The sequence below is a fragment of the Mitsuaria sp. BK041 genome, assembly GCF_014193085.1.
GTDB lineage: Bacteria > Pseudomonadota > Gammaproteobacteria > Burkholderiales > Burkholderiaceae_C > Roseateles.
The window spans coordinates 1,279,989-1,301,269 of the sequence record NZ_JACHYT010000002.1; the positions used below are offsets into that span (position 1 = coordinate 1,279,989).

The 21,281-nt window shown below is 73.1% G+C and carries 19 protein-coding genes; 4 read left to right on the forward strand and 15 right to left on the reverse strand.

Going from position 1 to position 21,281, the window contains the following annotated elements; translation table 11 throughout:
* Positions 1-6: 6 nt before the first annotated feature.
* Positions 7-1,314: an NAD(P)/FAD-dependent oxidoreductase gene (locus tag FHT38_RS21500; RefSeq protein WP_183493163.1), complete on the reverse strand. Its 1,308-nt coding sequence runs from the start codon at positions 1,312-1,314 to the stop codon at positions 7-9.
* 62 nt (positions 1,315-1,376) lie between these two features.
* Between FHT38_RS21500 and FHT38_RS21505 the strand changes: the two genes are divergently transcribed.
* Positions 1,377-2,069 (forward strand): YafY family protein, encoded by a 693-nt coding sequence (locus tag FHT38_RS21505; RefSeq protein ID WP_091728927.1) that lies wholly within the window; start codon positions 1,377-1,379, stop codon positions 2,067-2,069.
* A gap of 39 nt (positions 2,070-2,108) precedes the next feature.
* On the opposite strand, the gene FHT38_RS21510 is transcribed toward FHT38_RS21505, so the two are convergent.
* Together FHT38_RS21510 and FHT38_RS21515 are read right to left on the reverse strand one after the other, a co-directional pair.
* The gene (locus tag FHT38_RS21510) at positions 2,109-3,203 is read right to left on the reverse strand and encodes an acyltransferase (protein ID WP_183493164.1); all 1,095 of its coding nucleotides are present in this window, start codon (positions 3,201-3,203) and stop codon (positions 2,109-2,111) included.
* A gap of 270 nt (positions 3,204-3,473) precedes the next feature.
* Positions 3,474-4,043 (reverse strand): CoxG family protein, encoded by a 570-nt coding sequence (locus FHT38_RS21515; RefSeq protein ID WP_183493165.1) that lies wholly within the window; start codon positions 4,041-4,043, stop codon positions 3,474-3,476.
* A gap of 66 nt (positions 4,044-4,109) precedes the next feature.
* Here FHT38_RS21515 and FHT38_RS21520 point away from each other — a divergent pair, with 66 nt between their 5' ends.
* Positions 4,110-5,117, forward strand: coding sequence for an XdhC family protein (locus FHT38_RS21520; protein WP_091728939.1), 1,008 nt, complete (start codon positions 4,110-4,112; stop codon positions 5,115-5,117).
* Positions 5,118-5,132: 15 nt separating this feature from the next.
* Here the strand turns inward: FHT38_RS21520 and FHT38_RS21525 are convergent, their stop codons facing one another.
* The gene (locus FHT38_RS21525; protein ID WP_183483352.1) at positions 5,133-5,747 is read right to left on the reverse strand and encodes a DUF6515 family protein; all 615 of its coding nucleotides are present in this window, start codon (positions 5,745-5,747) and stop codon (positions 5,133-5,135) included.
* A gap of 330 nt (positions 5,748-6,077) precedes the next feature.
* Between FHT38_RS21525 and FHT38_RS21530 the strand changes: the two genes are divergently transcribed.
* Positions 6,078-6,734 (forward strand): glutathione S-transferase family protein, encoded by a 657-nt coding sequence (locus FHT38_RS21530; RefSeq protein WP_183493166.1) that lies wholly within the window; start codon positions 6,078-6,080, stop codon positions 6,732-6,734.
* Between the two features lie 8 nt (positions 6,735-6,742).
* Here FHT38_RS21530 and FHT38_RS21535 read toward each other — a convergent pair whose 3' ends face one another.
* From FHT38_RS21535 to FHT38_RS21570, 8 genes are all read right to left on the reverse strand, one after another.
* Positions 6,743-7,639 (reverse strand): hypothetical protein, encoded by an 897-nt coding sequence (locus tag FHT38_RS21535; RefSeq protein ID WP_183493167.1) that lies wholly within the window; start codon positions 7,637-7,639, stop codon positions 6,743-6,745.
* On the reverse strand, positions 7,636-10,047 hold the full coding sequence (locus FHT38_RS21540; RefSeq protein ID WP_183493168.1) for a penicillin acylase family protein: 2,412 nt from the start codon (positions 10,045-10,047) through the stop codon (positions 7,636-7,638). Before FHT38_RS21540 ends, FHT38_RS21535 begins: the two co-directional genes overlap by 4 nt.
* Positions 10,044-10,655 carry a response regulator gene (locus FHT38_RS21545; RefSeq protein ID WP_183493169.1) on the reverse strand — a complete coding sequence of 204 codons (612 nt, stop codon included), beginning with the start codon at positions 10,653-10,655 and terminating at the stop codon, positions 10,044-10,046. The genes FHT38_RS21540 and FHT38_RS21545 overlap by 4 nt, the downstream gene beginning before the upstream one ends.
* Before the next feature lie 188 nt (positions 10,656-10,843).
* Positions 10,844-12,355, reverse strand: coding sequence for an ABC transporter substrate-binding protein (locus tag FHT38_RS21550; protein WP_183493170.1), 1,512 nt, complete (start codon positions 12,353-12,355; stop codon positions 10,844-10,846).
* 9 nt (positions 12,356-12,364) lie between these two features.
* Positions 12,365-13,153, reverse strand: a complete 789-nt coding sequence (locus FHT38_RS21555; RefSeq protein ID WP_183493171.1) for an ABC transporter ATP-binding protein — start codon at positions 13,151-13,153, stop codon at positions 12,365-12,367.
* Positions 13,150-14,103 carry an ABC transporter ATP-binding protein gene (locus FHT38_RS21560; protein WP_091728970.1) on the reverse strand — a complete coding sequence of 318 codons (954 nt, stop codon included), beginning with the start codon at positions 14,101-14,103 and terminating at the stop codon, positions 13,150-13,152. Before FHT38_RS21560 ends, FHT38_RS21555 begins: the two co-directional genes overlap by 4 nt.
* Complete coding sequence (locus tag FHT38_RS21565; protein ID WP_255488959.1) at positions 14,100-14,933, reverse strand: ABC transporter permease; 834 nt, start codon at positions 14,931-14,933, stop codon at positions 14,100-14,102. Before FHT38_RS21565 ends, FHT38_RS21560 begins: the two co-directional genes overlap by 4 nt.
* Before the next feature lie 44 nt (positions 14,934-14,977).
* Positions 14,978-15,979 carry an ABC transporter permease gene (locus FHT38_RS21570; protein ID WP_183493172.1) on the reverse strand — a complete coding sequence of 334 codons (1,002 nt, stop codon included), beginning with the start codon at positions 15,977-15,979 and terminating at the stop codon, positions 14,978-14,980.
* 216 nt (positions 15,980-16,195) lie between these two features.
* On the opposite strand from FHT38_RS21570, the gene FHT38_RS21575 reads away from it, so the two are divergent.
* Positions 16,196-16,912, forward strand: coding sequence for a cistern family PEP-CTERM protein (locus tag FHT38_RS21575; protein WP_183493173.1), 717 nt, complete (start codon positions 16,196-16,198; stop codon positions 16,910-16,912).
* Positions 16,913-17,001: 89 nt separating this feature from the next.
* On the opposite strand, the gene FHT38_RS21580 is transcribed toward FHT38_RS21575, so the two are convergent.
* From FHT38_RS21580 to FHT38_RS21590, 3 genes are all read right to left on the reverse strand, one after another.
* Positions 17,002-19,167: a S8 family serine peptidase gene (locus FHT38_RS21580; protein ID WP_255488884.1), complete on the reverse strand. Its 2,166-nt coding sequence runs from the start codon at positions 19,165-19,167 to the stop codon at positions 17,002-17,004.
* Positions 19,168-19,426: 259 nt separating this feature from the next.
* A complete protein-coding gene (locus FHT38_RS21585; RefSeq protein WP_183493174.1) occupies positions 19,427-20,788 on the reverse strand; it encodes an MATE family efflux transporter in 1,362 nt (453 codons plus the stop codon).
* A gap of 221 nt (positions 20,789-21,009) precedes the next feature.
* Positions 21,010-21,273 carry a hypothetical protein gene (locus FHT38_RS21590; RefSeq protein ID WP_183483374.1) on the reverse strand — a complete coding sequence of 88 codons (264 nt, stop codon included), beginning with the start codon at positions 21,271-21,273 and terminating at the stop codon, positions 21,010-21,012.
* Between the last annotated feature and the right edge of the window lie 8 nt (positions 21,274-21,281).

Consider the following 21,281-nt stretch of genomic DNA (forward strand, 5'->3'; position numbering starts at 1 on the left):
CGGCGCCTAGGCGTCGTCCCGCGCGCCGGGCCGGGGCTCCACGACGATGCGCGCATGGCGCTGGAAGGTGAAGTACGCCCAGGCCCAGTCCGCGAAGACGCGGACGCGGTTGCGGAAGCCGATCAGGAAATAGACGTGCACGAACAGCCAGAACAGCCACGCGGAGAACCCGCTGAACTGGATCGTCCCCAGGTCGGCGACCGCCGCCTTGCGGCCGATGGTCGCGAGGTTGCCGTAGTCGCGGTAGCGGAACGGCGGCTCCGAGCGCCCCTGCAGGCGCGCGAGGATCTGCCGCGCCGCATGCCGGCCGGCCTGCTTCGCGCCGGGGCTGACGCCGGGCACCGGCTTGCGGCTGCCATCCTTCTCCAGGCTGGTCGCGGCGGCCATGTCGCCGACGACGTAGACCTCGGGATGGCCGGGGATGTTCATCTGCTCGTCGACGATCACCCGTCCCGCGCGGTCCAGCGGCACGCCCAGCGTGCGCGCCAGCGGCGAAGCGGCGACGCCGGCGGCCCACACCTTGGTGCGGGAGGCGATCCGTTCGCGGGTGCCGTCGGCGGTCTGGAGGTCCACGCCCTCCTCGTCGATGCCGACGACGCGGCAGCCGGTGCGCACCACCACGCCAATGCGCTCGAGCTGCGCCTGGGCCTGCGCCGACTGCGCCGGCTTGAAGGCGGCCAGCACCCGGTCGGACCCCTCCACCAGCAGCACCTGGGCGCGGCCCGGGTCGATGCGGCGGAACTCGTCGCGCAGCGTGTGGCGGGCGATCTCGGCCAGCGTGCCGGCCATCTCCACGCCAGTGGGCCCGCCGCCGATGACGACGAAGTTGAGCCAGGGCGCGCGGTCGGCGGGATCGGGCAGGGTCTCGGCGCGCTCGAAGGCGCTCAGCAGGCGCGCGCGCAGCTGGAAGGCGTCGGCCAGCGTCTTGAGGCCTGGCGCATGCGCCTGCCACTGGTCGTTGCCGAAGTAGCTGTGCGTCGCGCCGGCGGCGGCGATCAGGTGGTCGTAGCGCAGGCGCTGTCCGTCGCCGAGCACGACCTCGCGGGCCTGGACATCGATGGTGTCGACCTCGGCCATCAGCACCGTGAGGTTGCGCTGGTGGCGTCGCATGTGCCGGATCGGCGACGCGATCGACGGCGCGGTGAGGCCGGCCGTCGCGACCTGATACAGCAGCGGCTGGAACAGGTGGTGGTTGCTGCGGTCGATCAAGGTGATGCGGACCGGGGCACCGTCGAGGACCTTGGAGGCCTCCAGGCCACCGAACCCGCAACCAATGATCACGACATGGGGAAGCGCAACATGTGGGTCAGCCATGCGGCACATCGTAGCGGGGATGACGACTCGGATAGGTGGGGCCCATCGCTGACAATGGTGGGATGCGCCGCGCCGACCGCCTGTTCCAGATCGTCCAACTCATCCGTGGACGCCGTCTCACGACGGCCGAGTTCCTGTCCCAGCGGCTGGAGGTCTCGATCCGCACCGTCTATCGCGACGTGGCCGCGCTGCAGCAGCAGGGCGTGCCGATCGATGGCGAGGCGGGCGTCGGATACCGGATGCGGGTCGGCTTCGAGCTGCCGCCGCTGATGTTCAGCGCCGAGGAAGCCCAGTCGCTGGTCGCCGCGGTGCGGCTGGCCCAGCCGCAGCTCGACGCCGTGCTCGGGCAGCGCGCCGAGGAAGCGCTGGGCAAGATCTTCGCGGTGCTGCCGGGCTCGGCGCGCGCCGCCGCGGAGAGCCTGACCGTCTACGCGCCGCAGCGCGGCCTGGACAACGCCACCCGCGAGCGCCTGACGCAGCTGCGCCTGGCCACCGAGTCCCGCACCAAGCTGCGGCTGCACTACCTCGACCTGAGCGAGCAGACCAGCTCCCGCGTCGTGCGGCCGCTGGCCTGCTTCTTCTGGGGACCGGTGTGGACCTTCTCCGCCTGGTGCGAGCTGCGCGAGGACTTCCGCAGCTTCCGCGTCGACCGGGTGCAGCAGCTGGAACTGCTGGAGGAGCGTTTCCGCGACGAACCGGGCAAGACGCTCGCCGACCTGCAACGGCGCGAGAACGCGCGCGAGAACTGGGCCTAGCAGGCGACGGGCCTGCCGGGCCCGGACGCGACGGGCGCCTCAGCGCAGCGCGACGCCCTGCGGCAGCGCCGCGGCGCGCGGCCGCCAGCGCAGCAGCGGCGCCTCGATCCAGCGATGGAAAGGCACCGCCGCCATGTTGCTCAGCAGCCAGGCCGCCAGCAGCGCCAGCGGCGCGAGCGCGTCCAGCATCAGGGCCGGGCTCTCGGCGCGGTGCTCGTAGATCGCGTTCACCAGCAGGCAGACCGGGAAGTGCACCAGGAAGAGCGCGTAGGCATGGCGCGCCAGCGTCTGCACCGGCGCCTGGCCGTGCCGCTGGAACCACGCCGGCAGCGTGCCGCGGTGCGACAGCGCGATGACCGCCGCGGTCAGCGCGGCCACGACCAGGCGCTCGCGGAACTCCAGCGCCAGCGCGACAGCCATCAAGCCGCCCAGCGCCAGCAGCCCGGCGCGGCGCGCCCGCGGCGTCCAGCCCTGGCACCAGCAGAGCAGCACGCCCAGGCCGTAGGCGCCGAAGAAGTAGACGGCACAGGCGTCCAGCTCGGCCATCCGGTTGAACTGCAGCAGCGACGCCGCGCACAGGGCGCCGACCAGCGCCAGCGCGAGCTCCTGGCGTCTGGCGCCGGGCAGCGGCAGGCAGCGCAGGCCCCACATCACCAGCAGCAGCAGCGCGAAGAGCTGGAAGTCGATCGCCACGTACCAGGCGCCGACGGTGAGCGCCTCGACCGGCAGCAGGTCCTGCAGCAGCAGCGCATGGGCCAGGATCTGCGCCAGTTCCACCTGTTCCGGCACCAGGTCCGGCAGCAGGGGCGCCACCAGCCAGGAACTCAGCAACGTCAGCCCGACGGCGGCCATGAACGGCGGCACCAGGCGCCAGTAGCGCTGGGCCAGCAGCGCCGGCGCCGAGCGGCGCAGCTGCGGCTCCTGCGCCGCGAGCGCCCGCGCGCTCAGGTAGCCGCCCAGCACCAGGAAGACCTGCACGGCCATGCGCCCGTAGTCGTAGAGCCAGCCGGTCAGCAGCGGGAACAGCCGGTGCATGGCTTCCGCGATCGGTCCGTAGACCGACAGGTGATGCAACACGATCAGTTGCGCGGCGGTGGCGCGCAGCGCGTCCAGCGGGAACAGGCGAGAGGCCATCGGGAATCGGGAATCGGGAATCGGCGGAAAGCAGTCGCCGACGAGCCTGGGTCTCGCTCGGCGCAAAAACGAAGCGGCCACCGCGAGGTGGCCGTTGAGGCGCCAATTCTATAAGCAAATCAACGAGTTACATCGAGTTCGTTTGCATCACGCCCGGCGCACCGCCGCATGACAGCGGACTCACATCAGGCCAACGCCACGCTCACGTCACGCTCACATTCCGCTCACGACGACCGCCACGTCGCCATGAGGAGGTCAATCGCTCACCGCTCACCGCTTGGCGCGCGGGCCGCGCGTACGGGGCTTGGGCGGCGGGAACAAGGTGCCGTTGAATATCGCGGCGAACCAGCCCAGGTACCAGTCGACGAGGCGCTGCGGCCACGGCTTGGGCGGCGCCTTCACCGGCCGCGGGCGGTCGGACGGATGGCGGCGCTCGACGGCGGCGGCGATGCCGGCGAGCCGCTCGCGCAGCGCCATCAGGCCGGCGACCTTGGTGGGGGTCTCGCGCTCGGCCTGGATCACGAGCGCCACATGCAGCAGCGCGCGGTCCTCGCCCAGCGAGGCCAGCCGCAGCTGCGCCTGGCCTTCGACCTTGCCGGTGCGAGGGCCGCGGCCGTCGATGCGCAGGCGCAGGCGGCTGGGGACCTCGAGGTCGAGGACGGTCACGACGCCCTCGAAGCCGGGCAGCGCCAGCGCGTAGGACCGCGGCGCGTCGCCGGCCGCGAGACGGGCGCCGTCGGGCAGGCTGTCGGCGAGCAGGGCCAGGTCATGCAGCGCGCGCCAGGCCAGGTCTTGGGACACGGGCAGGACGAGGTCGTCGTTGAGGGCGAGCGTGGGCATGGGCCGGATTGTGGCCCGCCGCCCCCGGCCAAGGCAGGCCGCAACGAATTTCGCTATGGTGCGGGGATGGACAACATGGACCTGCAGGTGCTGCGCCAGGTGCAGCAGTGGCTAGACGCCGATCAGCGCGTCGTGCTGGGCACGATCACCCGGACCTGGGGCTCGGCGCCACGGCCGGTCGGGTCGATCGTCGCGGTGCGCGCGGACGGATTGATCGCCGGCTCGGTCTCGGGCGGCTGCATCGAGGACGACCTGGTCGCGAAGATCCGCGAAGGCGCGCTCAGCCTGCGCACGCCGGAGCTGATCCGCTATGGGGTCGGCGCCGAGGCGGCGCAGCGTTTCGGCCTGCCCTGCGGCGGCACGCTGGAGTTGATGCTGGAGCCGGTGGGATCGCAGTCGGCGATCGGCCCGCTGCTGGAGCGGCTCTCGCGCGGCGAGCGGGTGCTGCGCACGCTGGAGCTGGCCACCGGCGCGGTGACGCTGGCGGAGCCGCCGGCGCATTCGCGCGACGGCGCCGACCGGCTGGTGCTGAGCGACACCCGGCTGGTGACCCACCACGGGCCGCAGTGGCGGCTGCTGATCATCGGCGCGGGCCAGATGAGCCAGTACCTGGCGCAGATGGCGCTGGCGCTCGATTACCAGGTGCAGGTCTGCGATCCGCGCGACGACTACCCGTGGACGCTGATCGCGGCGCCCCTGACGCGCGAGATGCCGGACGACGTCGTCCAGCGGCTGCGGCCGGACGGGCACACGGCGGTGGTCGCGCTGACGCACGATCCGAAGCTGGATGACCTGGCGCTGATGGAGGCGCTGCGCAGCCCCGCGTTCTATGTCGGCGCGATCGGCTCGCGGGTGAACCAGGCCAAGCGCCGCGCGCGGCTGAAGGAGCACTTCGACCTGAGCGATGCCCAGCTCGACCGCCTGCACGGCCCGGTGGGCCTGCACATCGGCGCCCGCACGCCGCCCGAGATCGCGCTGGCCATCCTGGCCCACATGACCGCGGAACGCTACGGCGTGCAGGTCGTCAGCAGCGCCTTGCCGGAGGATCGCGGCGAGGCGGGATGCGTGGTCTAGCGGCGCACCCCGCGCTCAGCGCATGCTGTACCCGCGCCCGTCCATGCAGGCCTCCACCGCGCGGTTGAACACGCCCGCGTCATTCATCGCGGTGGGCTGCGAGGTCGCCCAGCGGTTGCAGTCCTGGCGGTCGGCCTCGGTCTGCGCGGCGGACTGCCCGTGACGCGGATAGATGATCGGGTCCGGCCGCGGCGGCGCCACCGGGGCCGGCGTCGCGGTGTCGGCGCCGGGCGGCGGCGCGACCACGACGTAGCCCGGCTCGCCGGTGGCCACCGTGTAATACGCGCCGTTGGCGTAGTAGTAGGGCAGCCCGCCGATGCGCAGCGTCACGTAGGCGCTGGGCAGGACCGGCACCACGAAGCCGATCGGCGGGGCGATGACACGGAAGCTCGGCCCCCAGGGCTGGTACCAGACGCCGCCGTGGTACCAGTAGCGGTTGCCGACGAACACCGCGCCGCCCGGCAGGCCGCGGGCCACGTAACCGGGCGCGGGGTAGTAGTGGTCGTGGTGGTAGCGGCTGTCGAAGCGCAGGCCGATGTCGACCCGCGCGCCGCCGCCGTGGTGCTGCGCCGAGGCGACGCCGGCGCTCAGCGCCAGCGCGACGGGAATCAACCAACGAAGCTTGCTCATGATCTGCTCGCGCCGCCGTGCGGCGCCCAGGAAGTCCGGAGGCTTATTGAACGCCGGGCCCTTCGGCTGCGTCTACGGAAGGGCGTTTCGCAGGGGTAAAGATCCATTGCCCGTGTCGGTCCGTGCACGGTCAGCGCACGAGCCGCGCATGGGACGGAAGCGGGTCGCGCGCGGTGGCGCAACGGTCGCGCGCGACGATCGGCGATGATGCGCGCCGCCGGGCATCCGCGACGTCACGACATGACGACACGGCCCTCACGGCCTCTCCACGCGCCGCCGGGCGCACGCCTTTCTTGCGACCTCACCTCGCCCCACCTCGACCCCGCCGCCATGATCGAGCTCTACTACTTCCCCAGCAACGCCAGCTTCGCCCCGCACGTGCTCCTGCAGGAACTGGGCGTGCCGTTCCAGCTCCGCCTCGTCGATCGCGACCGCGACGAGCACAAATCCCCCACGTTCCTGAAGCTCAATCCCAACGGCCTGCTGCCCGCGCTGCGCGACACGCGCCAGGGCGAGCTGGTGCTGTTCGAGACCGCCGCGATCCTGCTGCACCTGGCCGACACCCATCCCGAGGCCGGCCTGATGCCGCCGCTGGGCAGCGCCGAGCGCGCCCATGCCTACAAGTGGCTGATGTGGCTGACCAACACGCTGCAGCCCACCGTCATCACCTACTACTACCCGGACCGCTTCGTCGCCCCGGGCAACGCCGCCGGCAGCGCCGAGGTCAAAGCCCAGGCGCAGGTGCGCGCCGCGGCGCAGCTGGACCTGCTCGCCGCCGAGTTCGAACGCCACGGCGGTCCGTTCCTGCTCGGCGAGCGCTATTCGGTGCTGGACCCCTTCGCCTTCATGCTGTGCCGCTGGACGCGCAACTTCAGCCATCCCGCGCGCAACCGCCCCGCCCTCGCCGCCTTCCTCGAGCGCATGGCGCAGCGCCCGGCGCTGCTGCGCGCGATCGAGACGGAGCAGCTGCCCAAGCCCTGGTTCTGACCGCCCGCTCAGCGAGGCGGCAGCGCGCGCAGGTAGTCGTAGAGCCGCTGCGCGATGGCGGCCCGCTCGTCGGCGGACATGCCCTCGGCGAGCGCCGGCATCTTCGTGCCGGGCCGCACCGCGGCGGGCGCCAGCAGCCAGCGCTGCCAGGCCGCGGCGTCGTAGCCGCGCACGACGACGTCCAGGTCCAGCGGCATCTTGTCGCCGCCGTAGCCGCGGATGCGGTGGCAGCTCAGGCAGTGGGTGCGGGCGAGGTCCGCCGCGTCGGCGTACCGGGCGGCCAGGCCATCCGGCAGCAGCGCGCGCGTCGAGGACGGCCCCACGCTCACCGACGCCACCTGGTAGGGCCAGAGCGCGCCGCCCTCGGCCTGCAGCGCCTTCGAGGCGCGGTTGTCCCACACGAGGTAATACGGCCCGAGCGGCACCTGCCGCTCGCCTTGCAGGTGGTTGTCGACCTGGAAGGGCCGGCCATCGGCGCGCGCGTGCACCAGCCACGCGCGATGCTGCGCGAAGCGCTCCACCGGAATGCGCGAGACGAAACCATCCAGCGCGCGGAATTCCAGTTCCTGCCCCGGCGCACGCCAACCCGTGCCAAGCACCGCCGTCAACGCCGCGTCGGCGGGCACGCCAAGGTAGCGGACCTCGGGCATGCGTCCGTCACGCATCAGGTGCGGCTCGAGCACGGTGACGGTGACAGCGGCCGTCGCCTTGGCCGTGGCCGCCGCCGTCGCCGGGCCGGACGCGCCGGTTGCCGGCCCGGCGGCCAGCCGCCGCGCGAGCTCCGCCGGTGCCGGCAGGTCCACCGCCAGGGCGGGCATCGCGAAGCAGGTCGCGGCGAGCATCGCCAGCGCCAGCACGGCGGCCCGCGCGCAAGGTGCCCCGCGTGCGCCCGACGTGGCCCTCATGGCTTGAGCACCAGCAGGCCGTTCGAATGCGCGCGCACATCGGCCTCGTCCAACCACTCGCGGCGATAACGGCCCTGGGCCAGCAGCGCGGCCTGGTCGGCGTAATGCGCGTCCGGCCAGACACCGCTCTGCCCGACCGGATTGACGCCGAGCGCCTCCTGCGGCCGCGCGAAGTCGATCAACCGGCGCGTCGACGGTCCGTAGACCACCGGCCACGGCCCACTGCCGTTGCGCTGCGCGAAGTTGTTGGGCACCTCATGCCCGCCGGGCACCGGGAACGGACCGACGTTGAAGATCCGGTCCAGCGGCTTCTGCCGGCCCAGCGGATGCTCGTGCGTCAGCGTGTGCACCGCGTCCCAGCGCCAGGTCCCGCTGTCGGGGCCCAGCGTCGCCTGCAGGTGCGCGACCGTCGCTTTCCAGGCGCGGCGCACGATGTCGGTCTGCGTCTCGCGCTGCGGCGTCGAGCGGTCATCCCACCAGGGCGAGTCCGCATCCGCCATCAGCCGCGGCAAGGCGTGGTCGAGCGCGCGGGTGCGGCGCAGGTTCTCGAACTGCGCCTCGCCGAGCTCATCCTTGAGCGCCGCCCGCAGCAACTCGGCGGTGAACTGCTGGAACAGCACCGGCGCCACCGCGTCCGCCTTGTAGGCGCCGTTCCAGCGCACCAGCGCCTCGACCAGCGGCTGCTCCTCGACCGAGGCCGATCCGCGCAGCAGCGGGATGATCGGCCGCAGCACGCGCGGGCCGTAGTCGGTCTGCACGTCCAGCTGCAGCGCCTGGCTGTTGTGGATGTCCCAGCGCTTGCCCTGGCTCAGCAGTCCGTCCAGGCGCCGGCCGCGCTCGGCCAGGTTGTAGTAGCCCGGCACCGGCGTGTCCCCGGTCGGCTGGAAATTGGCCGACACGATGTAGCCGCGCGCCGGGTTCTCTTCGTGCGGATTGGCCGAGAACGGCAGGAAGCCCGGCTTGTCGGCCTCGCCGGTCGCGCCGTCCAGCACGAAGGCCGGATTCACGCCCGGCGGCCGCTGCGGCAGCTTCGCGGCCGCCCACCAGGCGATGTCGCCACTGGCGTTGGCCCACACGATGTTCAGCCCCGGCGCATGCACCAGGCTCGCCGCGTCGCGCGCGCGGTCCAGCGTGTCGGCGCGGCCCAGCCGGTAGAAGCCGTCGAGCACCGGGTTTTCGGTCTCCAGGAAGGCCCACCACATCGCGACCGGGCGCTCGCCGCGGTCGCCCGGCAGCGCGTCGTTGACGATGGGCCCGTGCGGCGAGCGGCGCAGCGTCAGCACCTGGTCGGGCTGGCCCTTGACCTTGAGCGTCTCCTGCCGCGCGGTCATCGCGACCCAGCGGCCCTGGTACCAGACCTCGTTGGCGTTGGCCGGGTTGACCTTCTCGGCGATCAGGTCGACGTCGTCGTTCTGGAACATCGTCAGGCTCCAGCCGAAGCGCCGGTTGTGTCCCAGCAGCGCCATCGGGTTGAGCGCGAGGTGATGCCCGTAGAGCTCGAACTGCGGCGTGCGCAGGTGCGCCTCCCACCACACGGCCGGCGCCGAGTACGCGATGTGCGGATCGCCCGCCAGCAGCGGCTTGCCGCTGACGGTGCGGCTGCCCGACACGACCCAGGCGTTGCTGCCCTCGAACTGCGGCAGCCCGGCCAGCGCCGCGGCCTGGTCGCCGACCGCGGCCAGCCGCGCCAGCATCGGCGCCACGTCGGGGAAGCGCCCGCGCGGCGTGTCCAGCGCCTGCGGCTCCAGCACACCGGAGGGATGCCAGTCCAGGTCGAAGATGCGCAGGTAGTCGGGACCGAGCTGGTCCCGCACCGCGGTCAACGCCGGCTCGGTGCGGAAAGCCGCGGCGAAGCTGTAGGCCAGGTAGCCGGCGATGCTGTAGGTATCCGCGGCGGTGAACGGGCGCTTGGGAATGCCCAGGACCTCGAACTCCAGCGGCGCGGGCCGCGTCGCCTGGTACTGGTTGACGCCGTCCAGGTAGGCATACAGCGCGCGGGTCGCTCCCGGCTGGGCGGTGATGGCCGCGCTCGCCGCGGCGAGTTCATCGGCGCGCTGGCGGATGCCGAGCGCGCGGAACAGCCGGTCGGTGTCGACCAGCTTGGGCCCGAGCACCTCCGCCAGCTCGCCGCGCGCCAGCCGGCGCAGCATCTCCATCTGGAACAGCCGGTCCTGCGCGTGCAGGTAGCCGAGCGCGCGGTAGAGGTCGTCCTCGTTGCGCGCGTCGATGTGGGGCACGCCCCACTCGTCGTAGCGGACGGTGACCGGCGCGCTCAGGCCGGACAGCTGCAGCTCGCCGTCGCGCTGCGGCAGCTTCTGGTGGACATGCCAGGCCGCGGCGGCGGCGCCCAGCGCCGCCAGCACGGCGACCGTGAGCGCGCCGCGCTTCAGCCAGCGACCCACGCTCATGAACGGACCGGTTGCCGCAGGTGGGACAGCGCCTCGACGCGCTTGATCAGCTCGCGGTCGTTCCAGGGCTTGTGGAACATGCCGTACAGGCCCTGCACCTGGTGCAGCCGGGCGTGCAGCTCCTCATGGCCGCTGATGGCGATGATGGGCAGGTCCTCGGTCGCCATCGCGCCCTGCACCGCCTTGATCAGCTCGAAGCCGTCCATGTTGGGCATCTCCAGGTCGGTGATCAGCACGCCGAAGCGGGTCTGGCCGAGCAGCTCCATCGCCTCCACGCCGTCGCGCGCGGCGACCACCTCGTGGCCGGCTTCGCTGAACAGCTTCAGCAGCTTGGCGCGCACGACCGCCGAGTCGTCGACCACCAGCAGCGGCAGGCGCTCGGGCGAGGCGGTGGTCGCGGGGGACGTGGCGGCGGGCGCCACGGCGGGGGCCGAGCTGGCGCGGGCGGCCGGGCCGGGCGGCAGGGGACGGGGCGATGGCGGCGGCGCGCCCACGTCGCGATAGTCGCCACGGCGCACCGTGATGATGATGATCACGATGGCCAGCGGGACCACGATCAGCAGCGGCAACAGGAACGGCTGCAGGGTCTCAGGCAATTCAAACGGCATGCGGCTCTCCGACTCCTCCCCAAACCGCGCACGCTACACCGGCCGCAAGACGGCCTGTAGAGGAAAAGCCCTCTCGGTGGACGGCCGGCGCGCGAGCTCCGACGAGCCGCCGTCGCGCCTCGCCGGCTGACGCGGCCACGCGACAGCGCGCCGCCGCCGCGTCCCTGCATCAGGGGGCTTGCACGGCTTCATGCCCAGCTCAGCGCGGACAGGTCGTTGGCGAACAGCGGGGTGCGGCTCCACAGGCCCTTCAGGCCGGCCCGCGCCACCGTGATCCATTGGGGCTGGTAGAGGAAGGCCGCGACCGCGTCCTCGGCGACCTGGCGCTGCGCCTGGCCGAAGAGCCGGGCCCGCTCGGCCGGATCGGCGCTGCCCTGCATGCGCTCGTACAGCGCGTTGAAGGCCGGGCTGCGGTAGCCCCAGTAGTAGTCCGCCCGGGCGAAGTTGCCGAAGTCGTAGGGCTCCACATGCGCGATGACGGTCAGGTCGTAGGCCTTGCTGCCGTAGACGCTGGACAGCCACTGGGCCCATTCGATCTGCTCGATCCGGGCGGTGATGCCGACCGCCGCCAGCTGCGCCGCGATCAGCTCGCCGCCCTGGCGCGCGTACGGCACCGGCGGCAGCTTCAGCGACAGGGACAGCCCGGTCGCCTTGGCCTGGGCCAGCAGCGCCTTCGCGGCGGCCGGGTCGTAGGCGTTGATCGCGGTGCAGTCGACGTAGCCCGGCGCGTCCGGCGTGACGAAGCTGCCGATCGGCACGCCGTAGCCGTCGGCGCTGGCCTGGATGACGGCCTTGCGGTCGATCGCCATGGCGATGGCGCGGCGCACGCGGACGTCGCCCAGCGGCGGCCGCTGGTGGTTGATGGCCAGGATGGTCTTGGCGCGCGAGGAGGCGGTGATCACCTGGAAGCGCCGCGGCTGCGCCTTGAACTGGGACAGCGCCCGGGCCGCGGCCACGCGCGGGAAGGCGTCCACGTCGCCGGCCAGCAGCGCGGCGACCTGCGCGGCCGGTTCGCCGATGAAGCGGAACTGCACCCGCGGGATCCGGATCGAGGCCGCGTCGCGGAAGCCCGGCCAGGCGGCGACGGTGAGGCTGGCGCCGCGCTGCCACTGGGCGACACGGTAGGGCCCGGTGCCCACCGGGTTCTGCGCGTTGCCGGCGGCGCTGCCGGGCTCGACGATCACCGCCGTCGCCTGCGCCAGCAGCGCCGGCAGGTCGGGCTCCGGATGCCTGAGCGTCAGCACCGCGGTCAGCGGATCGGGCGTCGCGATCGCGGCGATGTTCTCGAAGACGCGGCGGTCCTTGTTGAGGCTGTTCGGCGCGGCCGCGCGCTCGAAGCTGAGCTTCACCGCCGTGGCGTCAAAGGGCGCGCCGTTGTGGAAGCGCACGCCCGGACGCAGCGCGAAGGTCCAGGTCTTCTGGTCCGCCGAGGCGCTCCAGCGCAGCGCCAGCAGGGGGCGGGCCGAGCCGTCCTCGGCCACCTTGGTCAGCGGCTCCAGCACGTTGTAGAGCACGATCTCGCCGATGGCGGCGGCGGCGCCGGCGGTCGGGTCCAGGCCCGGGGGCTCGAGGGTCATGCCCAGCACCAGCGGCCGCCCGCCGGGCACCTGCGCGAAGGCCGGCAGCGCGGCGCCGAGGCTGGCGCCGACGGCGCCGATCGAGAGCCGGTGGAAACGGCGGCGGTCCAGGGAGGTGTCCATGGCCGCGGATCATGCCAAAGCGGCCAGCAGGTCCCGGGTGTAGGGATGCCGGGGATCGCCCAGCAGGCGCGCGGCCGGGCCCTGCTCGACCGCTTCGCCGCCGCGCAGTACCAGCGCGTGGTCGCACAGCACCTCGACCGCGGCGAGGTCGTGGCTGACGATGACCAGGCTGATGCCGTCGCGCCGCTGCAGCTCGCGCAGCAGCGCCAGGATCTGCGCCTGCACCGAGACGTCCAGCGCGGACAGCGGCTCGTCCGCGACGATCAGCCGGGGGCGCGTCGCCAGCGCCCGCGCGATCGCCAGGCGCTGGCGCTGGCCGCCGGAGAACTGGTGCGGGAAGCGCAGCGCCGCGTCGGGCTCCAGGCCCACCTCGGCGAGCACCTCCAGCAGCCGCGCCTGGCGCTGCGCGTCGGTCATCGGCAGCGCGGCGAGCGGCTCCACCACGCTGCGGCCGACGCGCCAGCGCGGATCGAGCGAGCCGTAGGGATCCTGGAACACCATCTGCACGCCGGGCCGCAGCGCGCGGCGCGCGGCGGCGGGCATCGCGTTCACGTCCTGGCCGGACCACCGCACCCGGCCGTGGCGCGGCCGTTCCAGCGCCATGACCAGGCGCGCCAAGGTGCTCTTGCCGGCCCCCGACTCGCCGATGATGCCGAGCGACTCGCCCGCCGGCAGCGTGAACGCGATGTCCTTGAGCACCGTGCGGCCGCCGTAGCGCTGGCCCAGTCCGTCGACCTCGAGCAGCGGGGCCGCTGGCGAGGACGACGGCGCCGGAGTCCGGCCGATGACCCCGCTCATGTCGACACCTCCCAGCAGGCGAGCCGGCCGTCGAAACGAGGCGGCTCCGCGGCGCAGCGGGCGGTCGCCAGCGGGCAGCGCGGCGCGAACGGACAGCCGTCGCCGAGCTGCGCCAGCGCCGGCACGTTGCCCTTGAGCGGATGCAGCGGCTGGTCCCGCCCGGCGCCCAGCCGCGGCCGCGCCGCCCACAGCGCCTGCGTGTAGGGATGGCGCGGGTGTGCCAGCAAGTCCGCCGCGACGCCCTGCTCCATCACTCGTCCGCCGTACAGGATCAGCAGGCGATCGACGCGGCGCGCCGTCAGCGCGAGGTCGTGCGAGATCAGCAGCAGCCCCATGCCGCGCTCGGCGACCAGCTCCCGCAGCAGTTCCAGGACCTGCACGCGCAGCCGCGCATCCAGGGCGGTGGTCGGCTCGTCGGCGATCAGCAGTTCGGGCTCGGCGGCGAGCGCCATCGCGATCAGCGCCCGCTGGCGCTGGCCCCCGGAGAGCTGGTGCGGATAGGCGCAGGCCTGCCGCTCCTCGAGGCCGACGCGCGCCAGCAGCGCCAGCGCACGCTGACGGGCGCTCGCGCGGTCCGGCGCGAGGCGGTGCAGGCGGATCGGCTCCATCACCTGCGCCAGCACGCGCTGCAGCGGGTTCAGCGCCGTCAGCGGCTCCTGGAACACCATCGCGACACGGCGGCCGCGCAGGCCGCACCAGTCGTCCTCGTCGAGCGCGAGCAGCTCGCGGCCGTCCAGGGCGATGCGGCCGGTGGCCCGCGCGCCGTCCGGCAGCAGCCCCATCACGGCCAGCGCCGTCAGCGTCTTGCCGCTGCCGGACTCGCCGATCAGCGCCAGGCACTCGCCGCGGTCCAGCCTCAGGTCGATGCCGCGCAGCGCATGCAGCGCCGCGCCACCGCGCCCGGCGAGCCACACCTGCAGGTCGCGGACCTCGAGCAGCGGCGCGCTCATCGCGGCAGCTCCTTGGGATCGAGGCGATCGCGCAGACCGTCGCCCAGCAGGTTCAGGCCCAGCACCGCCAGCGTGATCGCCAGGCCCGGCGCGAGCGCCAGCTGCGGCGCCTCGAACATCAGCGTCTGGGCCTCGGCGAGCAGCCGTCCCCAACTGGCCTGCGGCGGCTGGGCGCCCAGGCCGAGATAGGACAGGCCGGCCTCGGCCAGGATGGCCAGCGCGAAGCTGGTCGTGCCCTGCACGACCAGCAGCGGCAGCAGCTGCGGCAGCACGTGACGCAGCGTGATCGCCCACCGGCCCTGCCCCGCGACGCGGGCGGCCAGCACGAAGTCGCGCGCCCACCAGCTCTTGGCGCTGCCATTGACCAGCCGCGCGAAGGACGGCACCGCATGCAGGCCGATCGCCGCCATCGCCACCGTCATGCCAGGCCCCAGCGCCGCCGCCAGCAGGATCGCCAGCAACAGCGCGGGAAAGGCGTAGCCCAGGTCGGCGCCGCGCAGGATCAGCGCCTCCACCGCGCCTCGCCGCGCGGCCGCGACCAGCCCGAGCGCGGTGCCGGCCAGCAGCCCGATGCCGACCGCCACCAGGCCCACCAGCCAGGCACTGCGCGCCCCGGCCATCAGGCGGCTGAGGACGTCGCGGCCGAGCTGGTCGCAGCCCAGCCAGTGCGCCGGGCTGGGCGCGGCCAGGCGGCGGGCCATGTCGATCTGCTCGGGCGGCCAGGGCGTCCAGACCAGCGACAGCAGCGCCGCCAGCAGCAGCGCGGCGGTCAGCACGGCGCCCGCGAGGAAGCCGGCGCGCGTCATGCCCGACCTCACGCCGGACTTCATGCCGGACCTCACGTCGGACCTCATGCTGTCCTTGGCACCGTCCTTCATGCCGCGCCCTCCGCCTCGACGTCGGCCTCGGCCCGCGTGCGCAGCCGGGGATCGATCCAGCCGTGCAGCAGGTCGATCGTGAAATTCAGCAGCAGCACCAGCGCCGCCAGCCCCATGACGCCGTTGCGCACGACGATCAGGTCGCGGTTGGCGATCGCCTGCGCCATCAGGCGGCCCAGGCCGGGCAAGGTGAAGACGTTCTCGATGACGATGGTGCCGGCCAGCAGGTTGGCGAACTGCAGCCCGCCCAGCGTCAGCAGCGGGATCGCGGCATGGCGCAGGCCGTGCCGCCACAGCGCCGCGCGGCGCGACAGGCCCTTGGCGCGGGCGCTGCGCATGAAGTCCTCGCGGGCGATGTCCAGCAGCGCGGAGCGCGCGATGCGCGCCAGGATCGCCGCCTGCACCACCGCCAGCGCCGCCGCCGGCAGCAGCAGCGCGCGCAGGCCCGGCCAGAAGCCGCCGCCGAGGTCCTCGGACCAGCCGGGGAAACCGCCGGCGTCGACCCACTGCAGCTTCACCGCGAACAGCAGCACCAGCAGCATGCCCAGCCAGAAGCTCGGCACCGCCAGGCCCAGCTGCGTGAGGCCCATCACCAGGTGGTCGCCCGCGCGGCCGTGCTGGCTGGCGGCCCACCAGCCGGCGCCCAGCGCCAGCACCACCGTCATCGACATCGCCAGCAGCGCCAGCGGCAGGGTCAGGGCCAGGCGCTCGAGGATCAGGTCGGCGACCGGCGCGCCGTAGGCGTAGGACAGGCCGAGGTCGCCGCGCACCAGGCCGGCCAGCCAGGCGAGGTAGCGGGACCACGCCGGCTGGTCCAGTCCCAGCTGGCGGGCCAGCGCCGCGACCGCTTCGGGCGGGGCCTCGGGTCCCATGATCAGTTGGGCGGCATTGCCGGGCAGCCATTCCAGCGCGCCGAAGATCAGCGCCGAAGCGGCCAGCAGCGTCAGCAACAGCACCGCCAGGCGCTTGAGCAGGTAATTCATCGCGGGCGGGATCATAGGCGCCGCGTCCGCGACGGCGTTGCCCCACACGGGCGGACGCAACGGCAACCGGCGTGCCCGCCGCGTCGCATTTTTTTACAGTTCCGTGCGCGGATTTATCAGATCAACGGAAATCTCACGCCGGATCAACGGCTTGGCGAAGTGGCCCGGCTTATGCATAGGGAAGGCAGGGGAGAACAACAGCCACGTGCATCGTCCGGGAAGGGATCGATCATGAAGCCAACAATGATCCATGGGATCGTCGCCGCTGCGGCATTGGCCCTCTGCAGCCAGGCGCAGGCCACGGCGGTGGTGTTCGGCGGCCTCAACGACACCACGACGCTGCTCTATACCAGCACGGTCGACGGCGCCACGCTGTCGGCCACGGTGAAGTTCACGCTGACCAGCTGGTCCGCGACCAGCGCCACCTTCGCGACCATCGTCACGAACAACTCCTTCGGGCCGGGGCAGAACGCGCTGCTGTCGTTCGGCATCGACGTCGTCACGCCGGCGCTCCAGGGCGCCACCGCCGGTTCCGGATGGTCCGCATCGATCGACGACAACTTCCCGAGCTTCAAGAAGGTCGACCTGTGCGTCTGGGCCGGCAACTCCTGCTCCGGCGGACCGATCGGCGACGGGCTGGGCGAGGGAATGATGTCGTCCTTCAACCTCGTCCTCACGGCCGAGGCCGGCGGTGACTTCATGCAGGGCATCACCTTCACCAGCCCCTACTCCGCGAAGTTCCAGAGCGTCGGCACGAACGAGGTGTCGGTGGAGTTCGCCGGTTGCGTCGCCAGCCAGCCGGGCTGCGGCGAAGGCGGTGGCGGCGGCTCGGGCGGCGGCGGCGGCAACGTGCCGGAGCCCGACGCGCTGGCGCTGATCGCCATCGCGGCACTCGCCGCCGGCCTGTCGCGCCGGGTGCTGACACGCCCGCTGCGCCGCCCGTCCTGAGACCTGGTCACGCGAAAGCAGGCCTCGACAGAAAGCCCGCTTCGGCGGGCTTTCTTGCGTTCCGGCGAGCCCCGCGCCGGTCCGCCCGCCTACTTCGTGAAGGACGTCGTCGCCACCGCGGTGTTGCCGGCGGCGTCCTTCGCGACGGCCTGGATCGTGTGCGTGCCGGCCGAGGCCTTCTTCAGGTTCCAGGTGAAGCTCAGGGTGGCGCCGGTGCCGCTCGCCACCTGCGCGCCGTCGACGTAGAGCGTCTGGCGGATGCCGGCGTCGCCGGCGTTGTCGCTGGCGCGGGTCGAGATCGTCAGCGTGTTGCCGGCGAACTTGGCATTGGCCGCGGGCGTCGCGATCGCGATCTCCGGCGGCTGCGTGTCGACCAGCGCCGCATTGGCCACCGTCAGCGTCACCGCCGCGCTGGTGCCGGCATTGCCGGCCGCGTCGACCGCGGTGGCGGTGAGCGTCACCGCGCCGTTGGCGACCCGGGTCGAGTCCCAGCTGAAGCCGTAGGGCGCCGAGGTGTCCGAGGCGACGACGCTGCCGTTGACCCGCAGGTCCACACGGGCGATGCCCTGGTTGTCGGAGGCGCCGACATCGACGGCGACCAGCCCGTTGACCGTCGCGCCGTTGAGCGGCGCGCTCACCGAGACGGCGGGCGGCTGGGTATCGGGCGCGGGCGCGCTCAGCACCGCCTGCATCGCCGCGCCGGCGTTGATGCGGCCCCAGCCGAAATACGGATCCCGCCCGGCGGTGCCGAGATCCACGGCGGTGGTGAACAGCGCGTTCTGGATCGCGCTGCCGCTGAGCGTCGGCCGGGCCGACATCAGCAGCGCGACGGTGCCGGCCACGACCGGGCTGGCCAGCGAGGTCCCCCACCAGGCGCCATAGCTGCCGCCGCGCTGGGTGGTCCAGATGTTCTGCCCGGGCGCGGCCAGCGCGACGAAGTTGCCGTAGCTGGACCAGCTGGTCCTGGCATCGGTCTCGTTGGTGGCGGAGACCGGGATCATGCTGGCCGTGGGCGTGATGCCCTCGTCGATGCCGTTGTTGCCGGCCGCGACCACGACCAGCCCGCCCTTGCTGCGCAGGTAGTCGGCCGAGCTCTGCACCGAGACGCTGCCCGCCACGCCGCTGTAGCTGATGTTGGCCACGCGGGCGCCCTGGTCCGCCGCCCAGCTCAAGCCTTGCGCGACGGTGCTCCAGTAGGCATAGGCATTGGGATCGGCGATGCGCACCGGCATCAGCTGCGCCTGGCCGGCGACGGCCGCGACGCCGATGCCATTGTTCAAGGCCGCCGCCGCCGCGCCGGCCACCGCCGTGCCGTGGCCGTGGACGTCGCTGGTGTCGGCGTTGCCGTCATAGAAATTCCAGCCCGGGACCATGCGGCCGGCCAGGTCGGGATGGCTGGCGTCGATGCCGGTGTCCAGGATCGCGATCTTGATGCCGGCGCCCTGGGCGGTGTCCCAGGCCTGCGGCGCGTTGATGCGCACCAGGTGCCACTCGCTGCCCATGTAGGGATCGTTGGGCGTCATCGCGGGCGACACCCGCATGTCCAGCTCGGCCGTCTTGAGCTGCGGATGGCGGGCCAGCGTCATCGCCACCGCGGTCTCCGAGGCGTTGGGCGGAAGGTCGACGATGGCGACCTGCGTGCGGCCGATGCGGCGCGCCTTGCCGCCGTGCGGGCCGAGGATCCTGGCCAGTGCCTTGTCGTCCAGGCCCGCCCGCGTCTGCACCAGCAGCCGCTGGCGCGCCCAGCCGTTGGCCGTGCCGGCCGCGGGCGGCGGCAGCTCGAGCTCCGTCTGCGGGCCGCCGGGCCGGATGCGCAGCGCCTGCGCGAGCGCGTCGAAGGCATCGGGCTTGCGCCGGCTCAGGCGCGTCAGCACGCGGCCGTCGACGGTCAGGGCGACGCAGGTGTCGCCTTCGCAGAACACCAGGGCGCTGGCCTCGTCGGTCGCCTTCCACGACGACAGGTCGAGCCGGTCGCAGAGCAGGTTGCCGATCAGCGCGTGGCGGATCTCGTCGTCGTAGCGGTACTGGCCGTTGACGCCGGCGCGGCTGAGCATCACCAGGTCGTCGATGCGCAGCTGGTCGATGCGGCGGGCGAGCGCCTCGCGCACGGCGGGGCTCAGGTCGGTGTAGCGCCCCAGGCCCTGCGATGGCGACAGCTCGTTGCGCAGTTGCTCCGGACGCGCGGGCGCGCAAGGCGGCGTCGAAGCCGGCGTGGCCGCGGCGGCGGCAAGGACGAAGGATGCAAGCACGGACATGGCGGTCTCCTCCGCCCCGAGCGGCGGTCCCCGGCCTGCGGAGCCGTCCCTGCGGAGCTCGTTGTCGTCCCCCTGACGGCGGCCGGCGCGTCTGCGCGCGCACGGTCGGTCTCTCGCAGCAAGGCCCGGGCCAGAACTGCAAGTGGGGACGGCGATTGAGGTTTTTCCGTCGGCCCCGGCGGGACGGCGCGCGAGTGTCAAATCCGTCGACAGCGCGGAGGCGTCATGGCCTCACGGCCGCGCCGCATTGCCGCCCGCGTCAGTGCGCCTGCGCGGCCAGGCGCAGCCGGCGGTGCACCGCCCGCGCCTGCGGCACCCAGCCCAGTCGCGCCCAGCGGCGCCACATCAGCAGCCCGCGGATCCATTCGTCCGCCGCATAGGCGATCCACAGGCCGACCAGGCCCAGCCCGAACACCTCGCCCAGCAGCCAGCTGCCGCCGGCCAGCACCAGCAGCATCGAGCCCGCGCCGACCATCACCGGATACTTCGCGTCGCCGGCGGCGCGCAGGGCGTTGATGACCACGAGGTTGAAGGTCCGCCCCGGCTCCAGGATCACCGTGATCCACATCAGCACGGCCGCGCTGGCGAGGATGGCCTCGTCGTGGGTGAACAGCGTCAGCAGCCACGGCGACGCCGCCGCCGCCGCGCCCGCGACCACCACGCTGATCGCCAGCCCGCGCGCCAGCGCGCGGCGCACCAGCCGGTGGGCCTCGTGCAGCTGGCCGGCGCCGATCAGGTGGCCGACGACGATCTCCGCCGCGAAGCCGGTCGCCAGGCCGGGCAGCAGCACGAAGTACATCAGCTGCGAGGTGTAGCTGTGCGCCGCCAGCGCCGACGCGCCCAGATGCCCGGCCACGGCGATGCTCACCATGTAGGCCAGGCGGTAGGCGATGTTCTCGGCCGCGCCGGGCAGGCCGATGTGCAGCACCGCGGCGAGCTCCGCGCGCGGCAGCCGCCACCAGTCGGAGGCGCGCGGGCGCAGGTCCAGGCGCGCGCGCCACAGCCAGACATGCAGGCCCAGGCCGAAGGCGCGGCTCAGCGCCAGCGCCAGCGCGAAGCCCGGCAGGCCCAGGCGCGGCATCAGCAGCACCGACAGCAGCAGCTGCGCCACCTGCATCGCCACCAGCACCAGCAGCGTGTCGCGGCTGCGCAGGTGGGCGCGCATGACGCTGGCCATCGAGGCATTCCAGGCGTCCAGCATCAGCGCCGGCGCCAGCGCCATCAGGAAGGGCTGCGCCAGCGGCAGCACTTCCGCCGGGGCATTCATCAGGCGCAGCAGCGGGCCGGCGAACAGCAGCGCCATCACCGCGGTGGAGCCGCCCAGCCAGCTGCTGGCGCCGAGCGCGGCGCGCGCGGTCGCGTCCGCCACCGCGCGGCGGCCGCTGCCCAGCGCCTGCGTGATGACCACGCTGATGCCGGCGCCGATGATGCGGAAGAGGATGAACAGCGTGGCCGCCAACTGGTTGGCCAGCGCGAAGGCGGCCCCGGCGGGATCGGAGATCCGGGCCGCCATCATGGTGCCGATCACGCCGACGGCGATGCCCAGGCAGAGCTCGAGGAACAGGGGCCAGGCCAGCGAGAACAGGCGGGGCGACGGCGGCGTGTGCGAGGGGGACGACATGGTGCGGCGGCGGGAGGCGGACGCGCGCCGCCGCTGACAGCGGTGGACACGAGCGCGGGATTCTCTCGTGGCGTCGTTGCGCTTGGGGCCGTAACCGCGATGAAACCGACCGGGCCGTCGACGTTGTCGTTTCGCCGCCACCGGGCGGTGGCGAGGCCGGGCCGCGTGCGCCGTATTGGCCGTATCGGTCGGGTGGGGACCGCGTGCGCCGGGGGCGCCGCTCAGGCGGCCGAGGGTCCGGCCGGCGCAGCCACCGGGCACATCGGCAGGCCGCCGGCGAGGAAGGCACCGCGTTCGGCGTCCAGGGCCGGGCGCAGCGAGACCAGCGTCGCGCGCTCGCCATAGAGCTCGTCGAGCTCCTCCAGCAGCAGCGCGCGCACCGCCGCCTCCGCCGAGGGCGGCAGGGCGCGGACCCATTGGCGGTCGCGGCCGTCCAGGCGATAGAGCACCACCCAGATGACGCAGGTGTCGATGAAAGCGGACATGCGCGCAG